This is a genomic window from Oleiphilus sp. HI0061, from assembly GCF_001635675.1.
Genome location: NZ_LWFE01001020.1, coordinates 1 through 4,589, shown reverse-complemented (window position 1 = coordinate 4,589; position 4,589 = coordinate 1). Strand labels below are relative to the sequence as shown.

Here is a 4,589-nt window from a genome sequence, read left to right as displayed (position 1 = left end):
ATAGAGGCAATATCGTCTCCAACATCGTCCGAACTCATAAATGGAATCATAGAAAACCCAGCCATTTGATACATATGACTTGAATACAAATGGCTAGACACAATTTGACCATTTTCAAATCGGTTAATTTTTACGAGCACATCGAAATCGGTGCTAATCATAGGTAGAACAAAAACTGACAAGCCACACCAAACTGCAGATAAATACGAAAGGGGATCAAAGTCACGACTTTCATCACCTGCGGTATTATCAACAATAGAAACAATTTCAAGATAACTCTGAGGAAGCTCATCTTTCTCAGAGAGAAATTTTGCTTTTATACCTTTTTTAGAAAAGCTTTCTTGGAGTGCATCTGCAACTAGCGTGTTAACCGTTGAATAGTCAGACCAATTGGCATAACTATTAATCTTAAGAAATACAGAATCACCAGTGTTAAATGTAGTTTGATCACCTTGAACATATTCTTCTTGGAAAGAACTTGAGGAAAAATGAGCGCAAGCTGGTAAAAGAGCAGAACAAACAGCAATGAAAATTAATATTCGTATTTTTTTAATCACTAATACTTCCTTTTGTGGATGATGCCTAAAAATTCTAACAGTTTCTTATACGGAATCCATAATTTACCTTATTAGGCGGCGTCCGTATAATCCATATTTGAAATTTACAAAGGATTGTAAATAAAGCATAAGGAAATAGATATGTCTCAGGTCACGGATGATCGAGAAAAACGTTTTTGGAACAACTATATAGCTCAACTTTCTGAGCGCAATATCAAGCCCGCTCTGTTCCAGTGGTATGTGCGTCATTGTGAGCAGTTTATTCGGTATTATACGGACGTCCGGCTTAAGGAACATACCGATCAAAGTGTTCAGGATTACTTCTCAAACTTACTTGAGAGTAACAAGCTCAAGGCTTGGCAGAAGCGTCAGGTGGTTGATGCGATTCATTGTTTGTTTCTAAGTATTCATTCCCCCTTTTGTAAGCAGGTTGATTGGGATTATTGGAAAATGTCGTGCAAAGAGTTGGAGGCTGATCATGTCTCGAATGCGCGAAATAATACGCCTGTTGTAACAGGTCGAAGCAAAAATATGGACTTGGAGGGCAGTGCAAATGCACCAGAAGTCGAGAAGTTAATCTATCAGGTGCGTGCTAAGGGGTACAGTATTCGCACCGAAAAGACTTATGTCCATTGGGTTAATCGCTTCTTAAAGTTCTGTTCTAATAGTCACACCCAAGGTAACTCTGCCAGAGATGTGATTGACTATCTTTCATTTTTGGCTGTTGATAAGGGTGTGTCGAGTTCAACGCAGGCGCTTGCGCTGAATGCAATAGTCTTTTACTTCAAAATGGTTTTAAACCTTGAGCTTGGTGATGTTAGCCAATTCGTCAAGGCAAAAAAACGTCAGAAGTTGCCGGTTGTCTTGTCTGCCGATGAAGTAAACGAAATATTAGCCGAACTACAAGGGGTTCAATTGCTACTGGTATCATTGCTCTATGGCTGTGGTCTAAGGTTGATGGAGGCGATTCGGCTTAGAGTTCAAGATATCGATTTTGCGTATCAGCAAATTATCATACGCAATGCCAAAGGGAATAAGGAAAGGGTGGTGCCGCTTCCTGCTAAAATTCAAGGGTCACTAAAAGCGCACTTGAAAGACGTAAAAGCGATGCATGAAACCGATTTAAAGGAAGGTTATGGTAGTGTTTATATGCCAGCCGAATTAGTTAGGAAGTATGGCAAAAATGACCAGCTATGGATTTGGCAATATGTGTTTCCTAGTGCCAAATTATCGCTCGACCCCAAGTCGAAAGCAGTGCGCAGGCACCATTTACACGAGTCGACCTTGCAGAAGTCGGTCAGGTACTGCGCTCGAAAGCTCGGGATTGCAAAGCGTGTTACCTGTCATACCTTTCGTCACAGTTTTGCCACGCATCATTTGGAACGCGGGATGGATATTAGAATGCTGCAAGAACTATTGGGGCATTCCGACGTTGCCACGACGATGATTTATACCCACACAGCTAATTTCTCTAAGGGCAAGACTTCTAGTCCGTTGGACTTTCTTTAGTGCTAACCTGCAAAGAACTAATCCTAACCTGGTCTCCCTGTATCACCTCTAAGCCGAAAGCCCCGCAGTGAGAACAAGCATCGTATAGGTGCTTGATTTCACTTTGTTTCTGGCAGCTTCCGCATAGGCCAATACCTGAAGGGCGGGATAGGATTAACTTCGCATTGTCTGCAATGGAGCCTTTCATCACGGCGTCAAAACAAAACTGCATAGCTTCTGCCTCGACATGGCTTAGTTGACCGACCTCTAAATAAACGGCTTCAACCAAGTTGAAGTGCTCGGCTTCGGCTTGTTCTTCAATGAGTTCACGCATACTTTCCGCAAGTGATAGCTCATGCATGCTCGCTAATCCACTTGGTAGTGAACGCGAGGGCTTTATCTAAATTGCCTTGGGCGCGCGGGCTCAGTGTCTCGTCAAAGACATCAAATTCGTAGCCGCGAATTGCCAGAATAAAGGCTTCGGGTTTTGTCTCATATAAGGTATGGCACAATTGCAGAACCGACTCAGGTTGAAGCTGATGGCTGCCCAGGCTTTGTTGATCATTAGCGCTGGCTTCATTAAACGAAAAGGGTGGGGAAGAGTCTAAACTCGCGTCTACAAATACCACCGTGTCGTACTGTGTAATGTCGTAAGCGTCTTCGACGGTGAGTTGGTAGTTTGAAGAAAGGCTTACTTTATCAGCAAGTATTGAGTCATCTTCGAGTGCTTTAATAAGCGCCGGGCCGAGGCCATCATCTTGTCTGCCAGGGTTGCCGTAGCCAATAAAGAGTATCTTCTTAATCATCTAGATCTTGCTCATCTAGTGTTGGCCATCTACAAACTGGCTGTTACTGTCGATCAGTTTATTTTCATGATCAAACAGCTCCACCTTGAGCGGCATTTGGCCGAGCGCATGGGTTGCACAAGATAAACATGGGTCGTAAGCGCGAACGGCCACTTCGATATGATTGAGCATGCCTTCCGATATTTTGTTCTTGCCTGAAATATATTTTCGGGCGACATCGGTCACTGCTTTGTTCATGGCGGTATTGTTATGGGTTGTCGAGACAATCAAGTTGCAGTAGGTGACTTGGTCATTCTCATTGACTTTGTAATGGTGGAATAAAGAGCCTCTCGGCGCTTCGATTACGGCTATCCCTTCTTCACGACGATCGCCGGTTAGTTTGAGATCCGTACCCATAATATCCGGGTCAAGAAGTAGTTCTTTGATCTTTTCGACACAGTGAAGGACTTCTATCATTCGTGCCCAGTGATAGGCCAAAGACATATGAGCAGGCTTATGTTGGGAGAACTCTTTGAATTCTTCATGACGAGCATTGGCCAAGGGGGTGTCGATAAAGCTGACTGTATTCATGCGAGCCAGTGGGCCGACCCGATACCAACCGTCAACATTGCCCCGGCTCTTGATAAAGGGGAACTTCATGTACGACCAGGGTTTTACTTCTTCTTTGATAAAATCATCGAAGTGCCGGTAATCCATTTGGTCAAAGATCAAGTTGCCGTTGGCGTCAATTGCGCGAAGCTGGCCATCGTATAAATCTAAAGCGCCGTCATCACGAACCAGTGACATATGACTAGACTTAAAGTTGGCGAAGCTTTCTACCAGCCCTAGGTGCTCAAGTGTATAGTTGCGCGTAATATCGACCGCTTCTTGTGACCACTCAATCATCTGATCGATATCTTGTAGTAGTTTGTCTCGTTCTTGAACTGAAAGACTCTTACTGATGCCGCCCGGAATGGCTGTGTTGCCATGAATTTTTTTACCTGCGGTGTACTGAATAACTTCTTGTCCGTACTTGCGCATTAATACGCCTTTCTTGGCCAGGTCAGGAAAGGCTTTAATGACTTCAAAGATATTGCGCTTTTTAGCGGGAGCAGAAAAACCAAAGAGCAGGTCAGGTGAACTGAGATGGAAGAAGTGGAGTACGTTGCTCTGCATAATCTGGCCGTAGTGCATTAGGCGGCGCATTTTTTCGGCGGTGGGCGTGAGTTGGTCAACACCGACAATCATATCCATAGCTTTTGCGGCTGCTAAGTGATGACTTACCGGGCAGATGCCACACAAGCGCTGAACGATGACAGGCACTTCCCAAAGTAATCGGCCCTGGATAAAGCGCTCAAAGCCTCTGAACTCGACAATATGTAAGCGCGCTTCAGACACCTGGTTTTGTTCATCGAGGTGAATCGTCACTTTGCCGTGACCCTCGACTCGCGTTAGGGGTTCTATTTCTACGATCCGAGCTTTTGTTTTTTTCATCTTTTCAGCCCTTGAATTAGTCAAACTTGATCAGTGAATAATCAAGCGAAGGTGGCTCGCCTTTGATCAAGGCTGTTAAAGCACTCCATAGCGCATCGCCAGAAGGTGGACAACCTGGAATCTGGTAGTCAACTTTGACCACATCGACGCAGGTGTAAACCTTGTCGAGCAGCAAAGGTAGAGCTGGGTCATTTGGTATCTGGTTTTCTGGGTTGAGTACCTTGGGCGTGGTATAGGCTTCGTCCAGGCATTCTCTTAGCGGATC

At 44.5% G+C, this 4,589-nt stretch carries 5 protein-coding genes and 1 pseudogene; 1 reads left to right on the top strand and 5 read right to left on the bottom strand.

Going from position 1 to position 4,589, the window contains the following annotated elements; translation table 11 throughout:
* Positions 1-557: hypothetical protein (locus tag A3735_RS12755; RefSeq protein ID WP_156499645.1), on the bottom strand; the 557-nt coding region annotated here is incomplete at its 3' end.
* A 141-nt stretch (positions 558-698) separates the two neighbouring features.
* On the opposite strand from A3735_RS12755, the gene A3735_RS12750 reads away from it, so the two are divergent.
* Complete coding sequence (locus tag A3735_RS12750; protein WP_068511670.1) at positions 699-2,066, top strand: integron integrase; 1,368 nt, start codon at positions 699-701, stop codon at positions 2,064-2,066.
* On the opposite strand, the gene hypA is transcribed toward A3735_RS12750, so the two are convergent.
* The 4 genes and pseudogenes from hypA to A3735_RS12730 form a co-directional block, all read right to left on the bottom strand.
* A complete protein-coding gene (gene hypA / locus A3735_RS12745) occupies positions 2,044-2,406 on the bottom strand; it encodes a hydrogenase maturation nickel metallochaperone HypA (protein WP_068511667.1) in 363 nt (120 codons plus the stop codon). The genes A3735_RS12750 and hypA overlap by 23 nt on opposite strands.
* Complete coding sequence (locus A3735_RS12740; protein WP_068511665.1) at positions 2,399-2,851, bottom strand: hydrogenase maturation protease; 453 nt, start codon at positions 2,849-2,851, stop codon at positions 2,399-2,401. Before A3735_RS12740 ends, hypA begins: the two co-directional genes overlap by 8 nt.
* Positions 2,852-2,866: 15 nt before the next feature.
* On the bottom strand, positions 2,867-4,324 hold the full coding sequence (locus A3735_RS12735; protein WP_068511663.1) for a Ni/Fe hydrogenase subunit alpha: 1,458 nt from the start codon (positions 4,322-4,324) through the stop codon (positions 2,867-2,869).
* 16 nt (positions 4,325-4,340) lie between these two features.
* Positions 4,341-4,589: pseudogene (locus A3735_RS12730) on the bottom strand (NADP oxidoreductase); the annotation flags it as partial.